The sequence below is a fragment of the Streptomyces sp. GQ60 genome, assembly GCF_059758875.1.
Map to the genome: position 1 here is coordinate 174,527 of NZ_JCAXEG010000004.1, position 13,764 is coordinate 188,290.

Annotated in this window: 10 protein-coding genes and 1 tRNA gene; 8 read left to right on the forward strand and 3 right to left on the reverse strand. The window is 70.8% G+C overall.

The features are described from left to right. Window positions 1-5: 5 nt before the first annotated feature. Together AC6CKD_RS12315 and AC6CKD_RS12320 are read left to right on the forward strand one after the other, a co-directional pair. The gene (locus AC6CKD_RS12315) at window positions 6-1,679 is read left to right on the forward strand and encodes an AMP-binding protein (protein WP_498327154.1); all 1,674 of its coding nucleotides are present in this window, start codon (window positions 6-8) and stop codon (window positions 1,677-1,679) included. An 87-nt stretch (window positions 1,680-1,766) separates the two neighbouring features. Then, window positions 1,767-1,840: transfer RNA gene (locus AC6CKD_RS12320), tRNA-Lys, on the forward strand. 79 nt (window positions 1,841-1,919) lie between these two features. On the opposite strand, the gene AC6CKD_RS12325 is transcribed toward AC6CKD_RS12320, so the two are convergent. Next, window positions 1,920-2,678, reverse strand: coding sequence for an IclR family transcriptional regulator (locus AC6CKD_RS12325; protein WP_243337173.1), 759 nt, complete (start codon window positions 2,676-2,678; stop codon window positions 1,920-1,922). A 238-nt stretch (window positions 2,679-2,916) separates the two neighbouring features. On the opposite strand from AC6CKD_RS12325, the gene AC6CKD_RS12330 reads away from it, so the two are divergent. After that, window positions 2,917-4,107: an LLM class flavin-dependent oxidoreductase gene (locus AC6CKD_RS12330; RefSeq protein WP_498327155.1), complete on the forward strand. Its 1,191-nt coding sequence runs from the start codon at window positions 2,917-2,919 to the stop codon at window positions 4,105-4,107. Between the two features lie 22 nt (window positions 4,108-4,129). Here the strand turns inward: AC6CKD_RS12330 and AC6CKD_RS12335 are convergent, their stop codons facing one another. Then, window positions 4,130-5,248: an NADAR family protein gene (locus tag AC6CKD_RS12335; protein WP_498327157.1), complete on the reverse strand. Its 1,119-nt coding sequence runs from the start codon at window positions 5,246-5,248 to the stop codon at window positions 4,130-4,132. A 275-nt stretch (window positions 5,249-5,523) separates the two neighbouring features. Here AC6CKD_RS12335 and AC6CKD_RS12340 point away from each other — a divergent pair, with 275 nt between their 5' ends. The 5 genes from AC6CKD_RS12340 to AC6CKD_RS12360 all read left to right on the forward strand — a co-directional run bounded on the left by AC6CKD_RS12340 (window position 5,524) and on the right by AC6CKD_RS12360 (window position 11,426). Then, on the forward strand, window positions 5,524-7,164 hold the full coding sequence (locus tag AC6CKD_RS12340) for an IS200/IS605 family accessory protein TnpB-related protein (RefSeq protein ID WP_498327158.1): 1,641 nt from the start codon (window positions 5,524-5,526) through the stop codon (window positions 7,162-7,164). Between the two features lie 306 nt (window positions 7,165-7,470). Continuing rightward, complete coding sequence (locus AC6CKD_RS12345) at window positions 7,471-9,162, forward strand: glycosyl hydrolase family 18 protein (RefSeq protein WP_498327160.1); 1,692 nt, start codon at window positions 7,471-7,473, stop codon at window positions 9,160-9,162. 164 nt (window positions 9,163-9,326) lie between these two features. Then, on the forward strand, window positions 9,327-10,145 hold the full coding sequence (locus tag AC6CKD_RS12350; protein WP_498327161.1) for a helix-turn-helix domain-containing protein: 819 nt from the start codon (window positions 9,327-9,329) through the stop codon (window positions 10,143-10,145). Beyond that, entirely contained in the window at window positions 10,135-10,395 is a 261-nt protein-coding gene (locus tag AC6CKD_RS12355; protein ID WP_498327163.1) for a DUF397 domain-containing protein, read from the forward strand. The genes AC6CKD_RS12350 and AC6CKD_RS12355 overlap by 11 nt, the downstream gene beginning before the upstream one ends. 170 nt (window positions 10,396-10,565) lie before the next feature. Next, on the forward strand, window positions 10,566-11,426 hold the full coding sequence (locus AC6CKD_RS12360) for a poly-gamma-glutamate hydrolase family protein (RefSeq protein WP_498327164.1): 861 nt from the start codon (window positions 10,566-10,568) through the stop codon (window positions 11,424-11,426). A 17-nt stretch (window positions 11,427-11,443) separates the two neighbouring features. Here AC6CKD_RS12360 and AC6CKD_RS12365 read toward each other — a convergent pair whose 3' ends face one another. Next, the gene (locus tag AC6CKD_RS12365; protein ID WP_498327166.1) at window positions 11,444-13,339 is read right to left on the reverse strand and encodes a putative bifunctional diguanylate cyclase/phosphodiesterase; all 1,896 of its coding nucleotides are present in this window, start codon (window positions 13,337-13,339) and stop codon (window positions 11,444-11,446) included. Window positions 13,340-13,764 lie beyond the last annotated feature (425 nt).

A 13,764-nucleotide genomic window follows, 5' to 3' on the forward strand; every position in this document is an offset into this window, starting at 1 on the left:
GCGGCATGCGGACGACGACACCCGAAACCGTCGCGGAGCTCATCGCGAGCCAATGGGGCGACCACCGGCCCGGTCTGAAGTACGCCGACGGCGTCCTCAGCCACCACCGGACCGCCCGGGAGGCCGCGGCGCGCGCCGCGCTCCTCGTCGACCTGCTGCCGCCGGGGGCGGAGCCGCACATCGGGGTGCTGCTCGACAACACCCCCGAGTTCCCGTTCTGGCTCGGCGCGGCGGCCCTCGCCGGGGCCGCCGTCGCCGGGATCAACCCCACCCGGCGCGGTCCCGAGCTGGCCCGCGACATCCTGCACACCGACTGCCGGATCCTGGTGACCGAGCGGACCCACCTGCCCCTCCTGCGCGGCCTCGACCTGCCCGGCGTACGGCTCCTGGTCACGGACACGGAGGAGTACGCGGCCCTGCTCGCCCCGTACGCCGGCGCGAAGCCCGGCGACGCGACGCTCGGCCCCGGCCCGGCCCCGTCCTCCCGGCTGCTCCTCTACTTCACCTCGGGCTCCACCGGAGCCCCCAAGGCCGCCATCTGCACCCAGGGCCGCCTGGCCGGCGCCGGCGCCTCGCTCGCACGGCACTTTTCAGTCACCCCGGACGACGTCCACTACATCTGCATGCCCCTCTTCCACGGCAACGCCGTCATCGCCGACTGGCTGCCCGCCCTCGCCGGCGGCGCCGCCGTGGCCCTGCGCCGCCGCTTCTCGGCCTCCGCGTTCCTGGACGACGTACGGGCCTACGGGGCGACGTACTTCACCTACGTCGGACGGGCCGTGCAGTACCTCCTCGCCACCCCGCCCCGCCCCGACGACCGCGCGCACACCCTGCGCCTCGGTTTCGGCACCGAGGCGGGCGCGGTCGACGCGGCGCGCTTCGCCGATCGCTTCGGGGTCCGCCTCGTCGAGGGCTACGGCGCCACCGAGGGCGGCGCCTCCGTCCAGCGCACCCCCGACACCCCGCCGGGCGCACTCGGCCGCGCGGGCGCGGGCGACGACCTGGCCGTCATCGACCCCGAGACGGGCCGCGAGTGCCCGCCGGCCGTGCTCGACCCGAGGGGCCGGCTGCTCAACGGCGCCGAGGCCATCGGCGAGCTGGTCAACAAGGGCCGCAGCCTCTTCGAGGGCTACTGGCGCAACCCCGACGCGGAGGCCGCCCGCACCCGCGACGGCTGGTACTGGACCGGAGACCTCTTCTTCCGCGACCCCGACGGCTTCCTCTACTTCGCCGGCCGCACCGACGACCGGCTGCGCGTCGACAGCGAGAACCTGGCCGCGGCGGTGATCGAGAACATCCTCGCCCGCTGGACCCGGGCGGCCGCCGTGGCCGTGTACGCCGTACCGGACGAGGTGGCGGGAGACCAGGTCATGGCCGCCGTGGCCCTGCGGGCGGGGGCCGTCTTCTCCCCGCAGGGGTTCGCGGCCTTCCTCGCCGCCCAGCCCGACCTCGGCACGAAGATGGCCCCGCGCTACGTGCGCGTCGTCTCCGCCATGCCCACCACCGCGACCAACAAGGTCCACCGGGTCTCCCTGCGCGGCGAGGCCTTCCAGACCACCGACCCTGTCTGGTGGCGGCCGCCGGGCGAGGACGCGTACCGGAGGCTGGAGGCGGAGGACCTGGCCGGGCTCCTGGCGGCCTACGAGGCCCAGGGGCGGGCCGATCTGCTGCGGCGCTGACGGGGGCGCCTGCGGGGCCGCCGGGGGCGTCCGCGGAAGCGGTTTTGAGCACCCCGGAGGAGCAGGTAGTATTTTCTCTGTCAGCAGGCGCCGCTAGCTCAGTTGGTTAGAGCAGCTGACTCTTAATCAGCGGGTCCGGGGTTCGAGTCCCTGGCGGCGCACCTGTCCTTCGGGCGGTTTCCGGTTCACCGGGAACCGCCCGAAGTGTTTTCCGGGCCGATCGGCCCCCGCCGCCCGTGCTCAGAGGGTGAGCGAGAGCAGCAGCGGCGCGGCCTTGCGGTTCAGCACGTCGGCCGCGGCCCGCAGCCGGTGGGCGTGCTCCACGGGCAGGGACAGGGCGAGGCAGCCCACCGAGGCTCCCGCCGTGATCGGGACGGCCGCGCAGACCGTGCCGACGGCGTACTCCTGCAGGTCGAGCGTGGGCACCGTGGCGGGCTGGCTGTCCAGCTTCGAGAAGAGGATCCGCTCGTTCACGATGGTCTTCGACGTCAGCCGGGCGATCTTGTGCCGGGACAGGTGGTCGCGCCGGCCGTCGAGGTCGAGCTGGGTCAGCAGGCACTTGCCGACCGCGCTGGCGTGCGCCGCCGAGCGGAAGTCGACCCACTCGTGGACCTTGGGGGTGCGCGGGCTGTCCGCGAACTGCGTGATCCGGACCTCGCCGTCCACGTACCTGCTGATGTAGACCGCGGCGCCGACGGAGTCCCGCAGCCGGTCCAGGGTGTCCTGGAGCTTGTCCTGCAACGCCTGCTGGCGGTCGACACCGGAGCCGAGGAGGACGAGGGAGTCCCCTATGGCGTAGGCGCCGTCGGACACCTGCAGTACGTACCCCTCCCGGCGCAGCATGAGGAGCATGGGGGCGAGATGGACCGCGGGCAGGCCGGTCTCACGCGCGATCTGTACATCGGTCACGCCGCCGGTATGGCGGGCGACCGTTTCGAGTACGCGCAGGGCGTACTGCACCGAGTGGAACGGCGCGGTCGGCTCGGGCTTCAGCGCCACGGTTTCCCCCTAGCAGGTTGTTACCGCTTGCTCTCACACGATAGCCATCAAGAGGCCCGTGTGGAGCGCCTGTTGATGAGATTGATGGCTCAATCACACCGGTCTGCCTGGATCTACTCCTCTGGCATATGCCTGGGTCATGGACGGTGTCCGAGAGTGCCGGGAATGCCCGGACCGGCGGCGCGGTTCGGGTTCTTCGTACGGACGAGGACGGACGGAAAACGGAGCGGGAGAGACGATGAGTGACACCGGAGACGCGGGGGACGCTGGACGACGGGGAGCCGACCGCTCGGGCGGCGGAACGGCCGATGGATCGGGCTCTGGATCGGGCTCTGGATCGGGCTTCGGATCGGGCGGCGGAGCCCAGGGGATCCGCGGGGCGGCCCTCGGCCGGGCGCCGGTGCCGCTTTCGGTGCTCGACCTCGTCACCGTCGGCGCCGGCAGCACCGCCCACGCCGCCCTGCGCACCAGCGTCGGCCTGGCCCGGCTCGCCGAGTCCCGCGGCTACCACCGGCACTGGGTCGCCGAACACCACTCCATGCCGGGGGTCGCCAGCTCCTCCCCGGCCGTGATCCTGGCCCACCTCGCCGCCCACACCTCCCGGATCCGGCTCGGCTCGGGCGGGGTCATGCTGCCCAACCACGCCCCGCTCGCCATCGCGGAGCAGTTCGGGACCCTGGAGGCCCTGGCCCCGGGCCGGATCGACCTCGGCCTCGGCCGCGCACCCGGCACCGACGGGCACACGGCCGCCGCGCTGCGCGGGCCCGGGCGCCGCGACGAGGCCGTGGACGAGTTCCCCCGGCAGCTCGCGGAGCTGATCCGCTTCCTCGACGACGACTTCCCCGACGGGCACCCGTACGCCCGCGTGCACGCGGTGCCGGGCCCCGTGCAGGGTCCCGCCGGGCGTCCGCCGGTGTGGCTGCTCGGCTCCTCCGGCTTCAGCGCCCGCCTCGCCGGCGGACTCGGGCTGCCCTTCGCCTACGCGCACCACTTCTCCCCGGCCGGGACCCTGCCCGCCCTCGACCTCTACCGGCAGTCGTTCCGCCCCTCGGCCGTCCTGGACGCCCCGTACGCCGTCATCGGAGTCGCGGCCCTCGCCGCCGACACCGCCGCGGAGGCCCGCGCCCAGGTGCTGACCGGCGCGCTGGCGATGCTCCGGTTGCGCGGCGGGCGCCCCGGGCTGGTCCCGACGCCGGAGGAGGCGGCGGCGTACCCGTACACGCCGCTGGAGCGGGAGTTCGTGGACGACCGGCTCGCGAGCGTGGTCCACGGCACCCCCGACGAGGTCACCGAGGGCCTGGACGACCTCGCGAAGCTGACGGGCGCGGACGAGTTGATGCTGACCGCCAACGCCCACAGCGGGGACGCCCGCCTCCGCTCGTACGGCCTCGTCGCGGACGCGTACGGCATGCCGGTCCTCGACGCCTGAGCCCCGACCATCCCCGGTCCGCCTACGGACCGGGGATCCCGGCCCGCCGCATGTGCAGTTCGGACCGGACGAGTTCGAGGAGCCGGCCCGTCCAGTTGCGGCCCCGGCCGCCGGCGTGCCCCCAGAAGGCCGAGTCCACGTCCTCGTAGACCAGGGTGGCATCGCCCGTCGCGAGCAGAATCTCGGCCAGCCCGGGATGCCGGTCGTACTTGGCGCGCAGCAGGTCGGTCATGACGCCGGTCCGGACGTGCTCCCAGTCCTCGCGGCGCGGCGCCGCAATCGCGAGGTCCCGTGCCGCGGCATAGGTGGCCGCGGCCGCGATCGCGGCGCGGACCTCCGGCCGAGCGGCCGACAGGGCCCAGTAGGCATGGGCGACCGAGGGGTAGTCGGCCTTGTCCACGGTGATCGGGGCGGGGTAGTCGTTGCGCAGCCCGAGCCGTCCGGGCTCGGCCACCGGCTCCTTCGGAACCCAGTGGTGGAGATGGACCGACGGAGCGTACGAAGCAACCGGTCCGTCTGCCGAGGCGCGCGCCTGCCACTTCGTCAGCTCGTCGGCCCGCTGCTCGAAGTACGCGACGGCCCTGTCGTACGCCTCCTGCGTGACCGGCGGGTCGACGGGCAGGTAGGTCCGGCCGCCGGGCCCCGCCACCAGGACCCGCAGTGGCCAGTCCTTGCTGTCCATGTCGCTCAGCGCACTGCGGCGCCGCGAGACGGGGACGGCCAGGAACGCGGTCCGGGCAGCGGTCCGGTTGTCCTCCGTCCGATCGGCGAGGAAGGCCTTGACGGCGGCGAGGCAGCGGCCCACTGAGTCGGGCCGCTCGTTCAGCCGGTCGATGGTGTCGCGGATTTCCTCGACCAGCAGGTCAGGGGTGAGCTGGATCCGGGGCTCGCCGAACTTCCAGCGTGCCAGCCCGTGTGCGGACGCCTGGCCGCCGTCGGGCTGGGTGGTGGCCACCCAGCCGGTCCGGACCTTCTCCTCGAACTCCTCGAGGGTGACCAGGCCCCAGCAGTCGATGAGCCCGTCGGCGTAGATGAAGAGGTCGGTCAGGAAGTAGCCGCCGTTGTGGATGAAGGCGGGCCGCCAGGTGCCGGGTATGTGGACGCCATCCACGACGCGATGGGTGGTTCGCTTGCCGATCATCCGGCTGATTCTGCCGCCGATGCGCGCCCGACCGGAAGGGTAGGGAACTGCTGGTTCCTTGGTCCACTCTTGTGAGTGATGGTCCATTTGGGTGAGTGTCGTTACGGTCGTCTGTATGGATCTCAAGGAGTCGGCGAGGGCACGGGGTGTACGTCCCCAAGGTGCGTATCGCTGGTTCCGTAAGGGCAGTTGGCTGACAGGCTTCTGCGCCGGCTTACACGGACGGTCCTCCGAGAAGTTGCGGGCGTGCAGGGCTCTGTCCGTGGCGGTCGGGGATGGCTGATCCGGTCAAGGAGTTGCGTGCGATCGCTCCTTCGTTTGTGGCGCTCGGTCCGTCCGGTGTGTCGGTACGCGACCGCCTGAAGAATCTGAGCGTCGAGGACGAGGGGGTTCTGCGGCTGGTCGGCGCGCATCAGGGGGCTCTGGCTTCCCGCGATCTCAAGCAGCGGTGCGCGGACGGTCCGGACCACTCCACCGAGACATGGGCGGCCCGTAAGCGGGGACTGACGGGGGAGTCGTCGTCGCGGATCGCCGGGGCGATCACCAAGGCCAGCCACGATCAATGGGCCCTTGCCCGCCGCTGCCAGGCCGCGCACATCCGGAACCTGGACGCCGGCATCAAGACGCTGAGGCGCCGTCTCGCCCTGCCGATCAGGGCGAAGGGCAGCAAACGTGCTGCGGGCGGCTACGGCTCCAAGAGCGAGTGGTTCACCAAGTCCCGCCGTCTCGTCGTCCTGGAGGCCCGCCGTGAAGCCGCTCTCACAGACTGGCGGGCTGGTCGGGTCCGGGTGGTCCGGGGTGGGAAGCGGCTGGCGAACACCCGGCACCATCTGGACAAGGCGCAGCTCACCGAGGAGCAGTGGCGGGCCCGCTGGGAAGCCGAACGCTGGTTCCTGGCCGCCGACGGCGAGTCCGGGAAACGGTTCGGGAACGAGACGATCCGCGTCACCCCCGACGGCGAGATCAGTATCAAGCTCCCGGCCCCGCTCGCGCATCTGGCCAACAGCAAGCACGGGCGGTACGTTCTGGCCTGCCGGATCTCGTTCGCGCACCGGGGCGCGGAATGGGCCGACCGCATCGCAGCGAATCGGGCCGTGGCCTATCGCATCCACCTGGATGCCGCACGCGGTCGCTGGTATCTGACCGCCTCCTGGCAACGCCCCGTCATTCAGACGATCCCGCTAGCCACCGCGCGCGCGAAGGGCATGGTGGGTGTCGATACCAACGCCGACCACTTCGCCGCCTACCGGCTCGACCCGCATGGCAACCCGATCGGCGAGCCGCAGCACTTCCCTTACGATCTCAGCGGATCGGCCGACCACCGCGACGCGCAGATCCGCCACGCCATCACCCAGGTACTGCACTGGGCCAGGCAAGTGGGCGTCAACGCCATCGCGATTGAGGACCTCGACTTCGCCGCCGAGAAGACACGGGAGAAGCACGGCCGCAGGAAGCGGTTCCGGCAGCTGATTTCCGGCATCCCGACCGGCAAGCTCAAGGCCCGGCTCGTGTCTATGGCCGCAGAGCACGGGCTGGCCGTCGTCGCGGTCGATCCCGCCTACACCTCCCAGTGGGGAGGCCAGCACTGGCAGAAACCGCTGGTCACCCCGCGCCGAAAGATGTCCCGTCACGATGCCGCCGGTATCGCGATCGGGCGACGCGCCCTCGGACACCCGATCCGGCGACGGACGGCACCGCCCCCACACGACCAGAGTGATCGTGCGGGGCATCGGACCGCCCAGGCTGGATCAGGCGCCCGCAGGCGTGAGGGAAACCGCCCACCCACCACGGACCGGCTCCACGGAGAGCCGGCGCCGAGCGGGAAGAGAACGCGGGGACCCAGCGCATCCAAAACCGTTCGGGATGCGCCCAGTACGCACCAGTGGGTCCAAGACTCACTCCTGCACACTGGCTAGGAACGGTTTACGGGTGTACACGAGCCCCGAGGAAGCCCGGAGGGACCCGCACGAGCGGGCGACCGGAGTTTGGCTGGTTTGTTGCCGAAACCTTGCCGGAGGGTGAATGAAGGCAGCCTTAAATCGCTCGTCACGAAGGGTGGCGGGCGATTTTTGGTGCGGTCCCAAGTCCCTGACGTGGGCTTCTGGCCGGGGAGTGGTCTAGTCCTTCTTTGGTCCAAACCATTGACTCGGACCCGGCGTGATCGCTATCACTATCCCCACCTGAAGTCTTGCCTTCCCCTCCCACTTCCCCGGAGGCAGTTCATGCACATCCGTAAATCCCTCATCGCGGCCGCCGCCACGGCCGCGCTGGCCGGCGGGACGCTGGCCGCCTTCGCGGGACTCACCACCGCCTCGGCCGCCGAGGCCGGGACCACCGCGACGGCCGGCAACGTCAAGATCGCCTACTACGACCAGTGGAGCGTGTACGGGAACGCCTTTTATCCCAAGCACCTCGATACCCGCGGCATAGCGAGCAAGTTGGACATCATCAACTACTCGTTCGGCAACATCCACCCCACCAACCTCACCTGTTTCGAGGCGAACAAGGCGGCGGGTGACGACAACAACCCCAACGCCGGTGACGGTGCGGGCGACTCGTACGCCGACTACCAGAAGTCCTTCAGCGCGGCCGACAGCGTCAGCGGCGTCGCCGACAAGTGGGACCAGCCCATCGTCGGCGTCTTCAACCAGTTCAAGCAGCTCAAGGCGAAGTACCCGAACCTGAAGATCAACATTTCGCTCGGCGGCTGGACCTACTCGAAGTACTTCAGCGACGCGGCCAAGACCGACGCTTCCCGCAAGAAGCTCGTCACCTCCTGCATCGACCAGTACATCAAGGGCAACCTGCCCGTCGAGGGCGGCTACGGCGGCGTGGGCAGCGCGGCCGGCATCTTCGACGGCATCGACATCGACTGGGAGTACCCGGGCTCGTCGGGCGGCCACCTCGGCAACCACTACGCCCCCGAGGACAAGCAGAACTTCACGCTCCTGCTCAAGGAGTTCCGCCAGCAGCTCGACGCCCACGGCGCGGCCAACGGCGGCAAGAAGTACCTGCTGACCTCGGCCCTCCCGGCAGGCCAGGACAAGATCAAGTACATCGAGACGGACAAGATCGGCGCGTACCTCGACTACGCGAACATCATGACGTACGACATGCACGGCGCCTGGGACTCGGACGGCCCGACGTACCACCAGTCCCCGCTGCTGCCCTCGTCGTCCGACCCGACCGACCCGATCGCCCCGGGCACCGAGAAGTACAGCATCAAGAACGCCATCGACTCCTGGATCGACGGCAACGCGGCCTACGGCATCACCGGCGGCTTCCCCGCCAACAAGCTGACCCTGGGCTACGAGTTCTACTACCGCGGCTGGAAGGGCGTCACGCCCGGCACCACCAACGGCCTCGCCCAGCCCGCCACCCAGGGCTCCGCCGCCCGTCCGACCAGCCAGCAGGCCGGCATCGCGCTCTACAAGGAGCTCGGCGGCATCGTCGACAACCCGGCGACCACCTTCTGGGACGACCAGGCCAAGGCCTCGTACTTCTTCAAGGACGGCGAGTTCTTCACCGGCCTGAACCAGAAGTCCATCCAGGCCCGGGTCGACTACGGCAAGCAGCGCGGCCTGGCCGGCGCGATGATGTACTCCCTGCTCGGCCTGGACGCCAACGCGACCCTGCTGAACCAGATCTCGGACTCCCTGGGCGGCACCACGCAGCCTCCGGTCACCCCGACTGCCACGCCGACCTCGACCCCGACCGCCACCCCGACGGCGACCCCCACCGCCACGCCCACCTCGGGCTGCACGGCTCCGGCGTACGTCGCGGGCACCGTCTACACCGGTGGCAGCGAGGTCTCGCACAACGGCCGCAAGTACAAGGCCCAGTGGTGGACGCAGAACGAGGTGCCCGGCACCACCGGTGAATGGGGTGTCTGGAAGGACCTCGGCGCCTGCTGATCCCCCCACCCCGCGCCGAGCGCCGGCAGCCCCCGCACCCTTCTCTCCGGGTGTGGGGGCCGCTGTGTGACATGGTTGCCGGATTCCCCGTACCGGAGCGTGCCGAAGTCACTACGCTCGGCGATGAGTTGGATCCGCACGCGTCCTCATGGGGGTGACCGCCCATGGTCAACATCCGCGCTCTCGATCCCAGCGCCTCGCCGCTGGACTACTACGGCTACGAACTCCGCCGCCTGCGGGAGGCCGCGGGCCTGAAGCAGGGGCAGCTCGGCGACATCATCTTCTGCACCGCCTCCCTGATCGGACAGGTGGAGACGACCAAGAAGGTCCCGACCCGCGACTTCTCGGAACGGCTCGACGCCGCACTGGGTACGGACGGGCACTTCTCCCGACTGGTGGGGCTGGTTCTGCGGAGCGTGCTGCCGCCGTGGTTTCAGGCGTACGCGGAGATGGAGGCGCGGGCGACGTTCATCTCCACGTACCAGTGCCAGTTGGTCTACGGGCTCCTTCAGACGGAGGCCTACGCGCGAGCGGTGCTGGGAGTCGAGAATCCGGACACTCTCGATGCTGCCGTGGCCGCACGCATGGACCGGCAGCGCATACTGGGCCGCGAGAGCCCGCCGGTGCTGTGGGTGGTGCTGGACGAGGCCGCGCTGCTCCGGGAGATCGGAGGCCGCACGGTCATGAGGGACCAACTGGCCCACCTGCTGAGCCTCCGGGAGCGGCCGTGGCTAGAGGTTCAGGTACTGCCGTTCAAGGTCGGTCAGCACACGGGAATGATGGGTTCGTTCAACCTGCTGCGCTTCGACGACGACCCGGACCTCCACTACAGCGAGAGCTATGACTCCGGGCACATGACCGCCAACCCGCAAGTGATCAAAGAGCGTTCGGTCGGTTACGCTCGCTTGCAAGCCGAGGCCCTCTCTCCGCGGGCGTCGGCAGAGCTGATCGCTCGCGTGATGGAGGAACGCTATGGGAAGTAACCAGAACCTGGCGGGCGCAATGTGGCGCAAGTCGTCCTACAGCGGCTCCAGCGGCGGCGACTGCGTCGAGTGTGCTCCCCTCGGCACCGCCGCCTGGCGCAAGGCCTCGTACAGCGGCACCTCCGGCGGCGACTGCGTAGAGGTCGCCGCCCAGCCCTGCCGGGTCGCCGTCCGCGACTCCAAGCGTCCCGACGGGCCCGCCTTCACCGTCGCGCCGGAGGCGTTCGAGGCTTTCGTCCGGAACCTGTAATACCCGCTGACCAGCGCGAACGGGGAGCGGCTACACTTCCGGCCATCGGAAGGGGGGCCGACTCTTCAGTCATGCCGCCGCGTGGCGATCGCCGTCCTCCCCGCTTCGAGCCGGGACCCCGGCATCGCACGCATCCGCGGGTCGGCCCGCGCAGCACTGAAGGAACACAGATGTCCCAGTCCCACGCCAGTCGCCGGACCATCCTCGCCACCCTCGTGGCCGCGGCCGCGGGCGGTCCGCTCCTGACCGGCCTCGCCGCGTCCCCGGCGGCCGCCGTCGGCGGCGACCTCTACAACACGAACTCGGACCTGTACGCGAAGACCATCGAGGGCACGGACTTCGCGCGCCGCTTCAAGCGCCACGAGGCCTTCGACAACGACAAGCCCACCACCCCGGCCCCGCGTCTGAGCAGTGTGCTCGCCATCCACGGCGGCGGCATCGAGATGGGCACCTCCGAGCTCTGCCTGGGCATAGCCGGATACCACCCCGAGACCCTCGCCCCCGTCACGGTCGGCGCCCCGGTGTACGACTACTGGATGCTCGAAGGCATGCGCTCCTCCAACAACGGCGAGCTGCACGTCACCTCCTCGCACTGTGACGACCCGATCGCACGCTCCATCGCCGCCGGCAGCGCCAACGTCCTCAGCCTGCACGGCTGCACCGCCGCCCAGGCCGGCGCCCCCGCGGGCTCGCCCAAGGCGGTCGTGGTCGGCGGCCTCAACGCCCGCTTCCGCCAGCTGCTGTCCGCGAAGCTGGCCGCCGCGGGCTTCCAGGTGCTCGGCGGCAACCCGGAGAACCTCAACGGCGACCTGCCGGAGAACATCTGCAACCGCACCCTGACGGGCGAGGGCGGTGGCCAGCTGGAGATCACCACCGAACTCCGCGCGAGCCTCTTCGGCAACTTCTCCGGTGCGGCCAACCGCGCGTCCACCACCAACACGGAGTTCTGGAAGTTCGCCAACGCCTGCCGTGACGCCATCGCGGCGATGGAGGCCGAGCAGCGCGCGCGCCCGAGCCTCTTCGTCTACTAAGAGGCAGCAGGGCCCCCTCAGACCGGGGGGTGCGGGGCCGGCCCTTCAGGTGGGGCGGGCCCCGTGCCCGTCTCCGCACCCGTCTCCGCCCGCGCCGTCGCCTCCGCCGCCTGACGGCTGATGATGCCGGCGATCGCCTCCGGGGCCACCGCCCGGGAGTACAGCCAGCCCTGGCCGGTGTCGCAGCCGACGCGCCGCAGGCGGGCCGCCTGGCCGGCGGTCTCCACGCACTCGGCCGTCACGGTCAGGCCCAGCCGGTGCGCGAGCTGCACCAGGGCCTCGACGATGGTCTCGTCGGCCGGGTTCGGGTGGGAGCCCTCCTCGTAGCGGAAGCCGCGGACGAAGGAGCCGTCCAGTTTGAGGACGGAGACGGGCAGGCGGCTGAGGTAGGCGAGGTTCGAGTACCCGGTGCCGAAATCGTCGATGGCGATCCGCACCCCCATGTCGCTCAGTGCCTGGAGGGCCTGGAGCGGACGGCCCGCCGAGCCCATGACGGCCGACTCGGTCAGTTCGAGCTGCAGGAGCTGGGGTGCCAGGCCGGTCTCCGCGAGGATCTCGGCCACGTCGCCGACCAGGTCGGAGTCCCAGACCTGGCGTACGGCCACGTTGACGGAGACGAAGACGGGGGAGTCGCTGGGCTGCTCGATCTGCCAGCGCCGGGCCTGCCGGCAGGCGGTCCGCAGCACCCAGCGGCCCAACTGGACGATGGACCCGTCCTCTTCGGCAATTCCGATGAACCGATTCGGCGTCAGCGTGCCGAACTGCGGGTGGTTCCAGCGCACCAGCGCCTCCACCCCGCGCACCGCCCCGCTCTCCAGGTCCACCAGCGGCTGGTACTCCACGTTGAACTCGCCGCGCTCCACGGCCGGCCGCAGCGTCGAGGAGAGGGCCTGGCGGGTCATGCGGTGCGCGTTGCGCTCCGGGTCGAAGAGGGTCCAGCGGGCCTTGCCGTCCGCCTTGGCCCAGTAGAGGGTCGTGTCCGCGGCCTGCATCAGCCCGGTCGCCGAGGTCCCGGCGGCCGCCCGCTCCACCACCCCGATCGACGCGGAGACCGACAGCCGCTGACCGGCCAGGTCGAAGGGCTCCTGTACGGAGGCCAGCACGCTCCGCGCCAGGTCCGCGAGCTGCTCGGTGCCGGTGGACTCCTCGACCAGCAGGGCGAACTCGTCGCCGCCGAGCCGTGCCACCAGGTGCCCGCCGGTGCGCCCGTAGCCGGACTGGTCGGCGCACTGGGTGAGCCGCCCGGCGACGGCGGCCAGCAGCCGGTCGCCGACCCGGTGGCCCAGGGTGTCGTTGACGGCCTTGAAGCCGTCGAGGTCCAGGTAGCAGAGCCCGATCCGGCCCGTGCCGCTCTGCCCGTACGAGGAGGCTTCCAGGGCGGCGGAGAGCCGCTCGAAGAAGAGCGCCCGGTTGGGCAGCCGGGTCACCGGATCGTGCATCTGGAGGTGGCGGAGCCGGGCCTGGAGGTCGCGCCGGTCGCTGATGTCGGCGACGGAGAGCAGTACGTCACCGGTGTCGGTCCCGGGTACGGGGCCGAGGGTGATCTCGGTCCACAGGGAGTGCCCGTCGGGGTGCTTGAGCCGGCGGGTGCAGCGGAGCCGGGCCTGCCGGCCGCGCAGCACCTCCTGGTACGCCTGCCAGGTCCGGGCCTCGGAGGCCAGGTCCACCAGGTCGGCGGCGGACTGGCCGGCGAGGAGGTGCGGCTCGGAGCCGAGGAGCTCGCCGAGGGCCTGGTTGGCACCGGAGATGTGGCCGGTGCGGTCGACGACGGCCATGGGGAGGTGGGCCGCGTTGAAGGCGGCCCGGTAGTCGGCCCGGTGGCCGGCCTGGAGGCCGGCCTCGTACTCGGCCTGGTGATCCGCGCGGTCCGGGGTTGCCGTCGTCGCCGACGCTGCCGGGTGACGCTGCGTCATGGCCGGTCGGATGCTGTCGGCCGCCGAACCGGTTCCATCTGGGGTTCCGCTCACCGTTGGCTCCCGCAGTGCGTGTGAGTGTCCGTGCAGGAAAGTGTGCCGATCATAGAGGCTCCCGGACGGCCCCATCCAGCGGCGACGCCGTATGTGACGCGGGAGTTGCGCGTGATGACGGATTGTCGGCATGACGGTGCCTGATCGTTTCCGCACGGCTGTGAGCATCCGGCACCCATCGCTGATCCGACCTGATCGGTCGTGACTTTCCGTAGGCGCATGTGCGAAACCCGGCGTCACCGGCTTGCCCTAGTGCTCACTCGTGTGGGGCAGCGGAACAGGGCATTAGTAAGACAATCGCCCCAAGGTGGATAAAGAGGTATTAATCCACCACCGGAGGTCGATGTGCCGCGACAGCAGACACCCGGGGG

Excerpts from the sequence above, each read along its gene's own strand:
- AC6CKD_RS12315 (WP_498327154.1), top strand. The coding sequence starts at position 6 with ATGCGGACGACGACACCCGAAACCGTCGCGGAGCTCATCGCGAGCCAA.
- AC6CKD_RS12330 (WP_498327155.1), top strand. The coding sequence starts at position 2,917 with ATGAGTGACACCGGAGACGCGGGGGACGCTGGACGACGGGGAGCCGAC.
- AC6CKD_RS12335 (WP_498327157.1), bottom strand. The coding sequence starts at position 5,248 with ATGATCGGCAAGCGAACCACCCATCGCGTCGTGGATGGCGTCCACATA.
- AC6CKD_RS12340 (WP_498327158.1), top strand. The coding sequence starts at position 5,524 with ATGGCTGATCCGGTCAAGGAGTTGCGTGCGATCGCTCCTTCGTTTGTG.
- AC6CKD_RS12345 (WP_498327160.1), top strand. The coding sequence starts at position 7,471 with ATGCACATCCGTAAATCCCTCATCGCGGCCGCCGCCACGGCCGCGCTG.
- AC6CKD_RS12350 (WP_498327161.1), top strand. The coding sequence starts at position 9,327 with ATGGTCAACATCCGCGCTCTCGATCCCAGCGCCTCGCCGCTGGACTAC.
- AC6CKD_RS12355 (WP_498327163.1), top strand. The coding sequence starts at position 10,135 with ATGGGAAGTAACCAGAACCTGGCGGGCGCAATGTGGCGCAAGTCGTCC.
- AC6CKD_RS12360 (WP_498327164.1), top strand. The coding sequence starts at position 10,566 with ATGTCCCAGTCCCACGCCAGTCGCCGGACCATCCTCGCCACCCTCGTG.
- AC6CKD_RS12365 (WP_498327166.1), bottom strand. The coding sequence starts at position 13,339 with ATGACGCAGCGTCACCCGGCAGCGTCGGCGACGACGGCAACCCCGGAC.